General features: G+C 65.9%; 2 protein-coding genes and 1 pseudogene. 1 reads left to right on the forward strand and 2 read right to left on the reverse strand.

The window, feature by feature from the left end; genetic code table 11:
- Positions 1-825: pseudogene (locus VIB55_RS18615) on the reverse strand (carbamoyl phosphate synthase large subunit); the annotation flags it as partial.
- Positions 826-1,022: 197 nt separating this feature from the next.
- On the opposite strand from VIB55_RS18615, the gene VIB55_RS18620 reads away from it, so the two are divergent.
- Complete coding sequence (locus VIB55_RS18620) at positions 1,023-1,217, forward strand: hypothetical protein (RefSeq protein ID WP_331878173.1); 195 nt, start codon at positions 1,023-1,025, stop codon at positions 1,215-1,217.
- A 228-nt stretch (positions 1,218-1,445) separates the two neighbouring features.
- On the opposite strand, the gene VIB55_RS18625 is transcribed toward VIB55_RS18620, so the two are convergent.
- On the reverse strand, positions 1,446-2,214 hold a 769-nt coding region (locus VIB55_RS18625; protein ID WP_331878174.1), incomplete at its 5' end, for a DUF4303 domain-containing protein.

Here is a 2,214-nt window from a genome sequence, read left to right on the forward strand (position 1 = left end):
AATTTCGCGCAACACCGCAATGCTGGCCGAGCGCATCCGCTGATATTCCTTGTCGGTCAGCGTCAGCGCCGGAGCGACAGTTATCGAGTCCCCGGTGTGAATCCCCATTGGGTCGATATTCTCGATCGAGCAGACGATGATGGCGTTGTCCGCGCGGTCGCGGACTACCTCCATTTCATATTCCTTCCAGCCAAGCACCGATTCCTCGATCAGCACCTCGCTGCTGGGCGACGCTTCGAGACCGCCGCGGACGATCGCCTCGAATTCCTCGCGGTTGTAGGCGATGCCGCCGCCGGTGCCGCCCAGGGTGAAGGAGGGGCGGATGATGGCCGGGTACCCCGTGTCTTCCACGATGCGGAGGGCGTCGTCCAGCGAGCGCGCGAAGCCGCCGTGCGGCAGCTTGAGCCCGATGCGGCGCATGGCCTTGGCGAACTCGCTGCGGTCCTCGGCCATGCGGATGGCGCGCGCGTTGGCCCCGATGAGCTCCACGCCGTGCCGCGCCAGCACGCCGCGGTCGTGCAGCTCCAGCGCCACGTTGAGCGCGGTCTGCCCGCCCATGGTGGGGAGCACCGCGTCGGGCTTCCCCTTCTCGATCACCCGCTCCACCCACTCGGGGGTGATGGGCTCGATGTAGGTGGCGTCGGCCAGGTCGGGGTCCGTCATGATCGTGGCCGGGTTGCTGTTGACCAGGATCACGCGGTACCCCTCTTCGCGGAGGGCGCGGACGGCCTGCGTCCCCGAATAGTCGAACTCGGCCGCTTGGCCGATGACGATGGGCCCGGAGCCCAGGATGAGGATGCTCTGCAGGTCGGTGCGCTTGGGCATCGGTCGCTAACGTCGTGTGCGCGTGCGCGAGCGCCGGCCCGCCCGCGGGTCGTTCGCGGAAGGCCGGCGCGGAGTGCCGAACGGGCTGTCGGTCGGGGCGGGAATATAGGGCGGCGCGCCACGAGGGGGAAGAACGGGTGCTACGCTATAGTCGCGGTGCACTCCCGTTCTGCCCACTTCGCTGCCGCTTCGGAAGCTTGCCGAAGATCATCGCCGAACTCCAGAACGGCTTCGGCAACGAACAGGTCCATCGAAAGTTCGCCCTCCAAAACGTGCCGCGCGAGCTTGATGGATGCCATCGCGAGGGCTTCGAAGGGCCCGAAGCGGTCCGTGAGCATCTCCAGCAGCCGCCCCGGCCAAGCGAGGCCGTGTTCAGATTCGGTCTTTCATAACTCGCATTCTCCCCTGTGATCCGGCTATTGCTCAGTCCTCGTGCGTGCGCGTGCGCGAGCGCCGGCCCGTCCGCGCGTGTTTCGCGGAGAGCCAGGGTGCCGGACGGGCTGTCGCTCGGGGCGGGAATACAGGATGCCAGTGGCGGTCCGGGAAGGACCGGGCTATTGAGCTTGTCGCCGTCCTGCGAACCCAGGACGTCTACTCGCCCATATCTTCGTTCCCCTGTCTCAGGGGTTGGTCTCGCGAAGGAACCTCTCCGTGACCGCCGGTGGATTGCATCGTGGGGCGGAGTACGCCTCCCACTCCTCACCGCCGTCAGAAATCGTGAAGAAGACCGTAATCCGCTCGCGCGCGGCGCCCATGCCGAACGCGCCTTCCACATTCAGCTCTTCCAGGGCAGCGACCATCGTCCTGAACACGTCCTCGCGAAGGGTGTAATACGCTTCTTCACCCATGGCCTGGCGCAGGTCGTTCAGCATTTCGCACGCGCCGTCAAACACCTCGACGTGCTCGAACTCATACGCCCAGTCGCCCGTGTTCCAGCGGTAGTACATGAGATCCGAGGGGCCCGCGCCTCGACTTTTTTCTGCGTATGCTTCTTCGGAGTTCGCCGCCGGGCAGACGGTCATCGCGCCGTCGTCGCTATACACGGCGAACGCATAGATCTGCTCGCCCGGGTGATCGGCGGAAATCGCTTCGAAGGCGCGTGCAGCGCCCTGCTTCACCTCCGCCTTGAACCTGTCCAGCCATTCCGGATCGGCTCCCGCGCTGCTCACCCTCTGCGGGGCTTCTGCCGGCGCGGGACCGGTGGCCACATCACCAGGTTTTTTGCCGAGCTGGCGGACGGCATCCCAGAAGCGCATCGCATTCTCGTGGAAGCAGGTCGACGGGTGGGCATGGCGGCGCCGCCAGATTAGGGCGCGGCATGTGGTCGCGCAACCGCTGAAATATTGCCGCTGCAATTGAACCCGACCGCCTGGCCGATGACGATGCGCC

It is taken from the genome of Longimicrobium sp. (assembly GCF_036554565.1).
Lineage (GTDB): Bacteria > Gemmatimonadota > Gemmatimonadetes > Longimicrobiales > Longimicrobiaceae > Longimicrobium.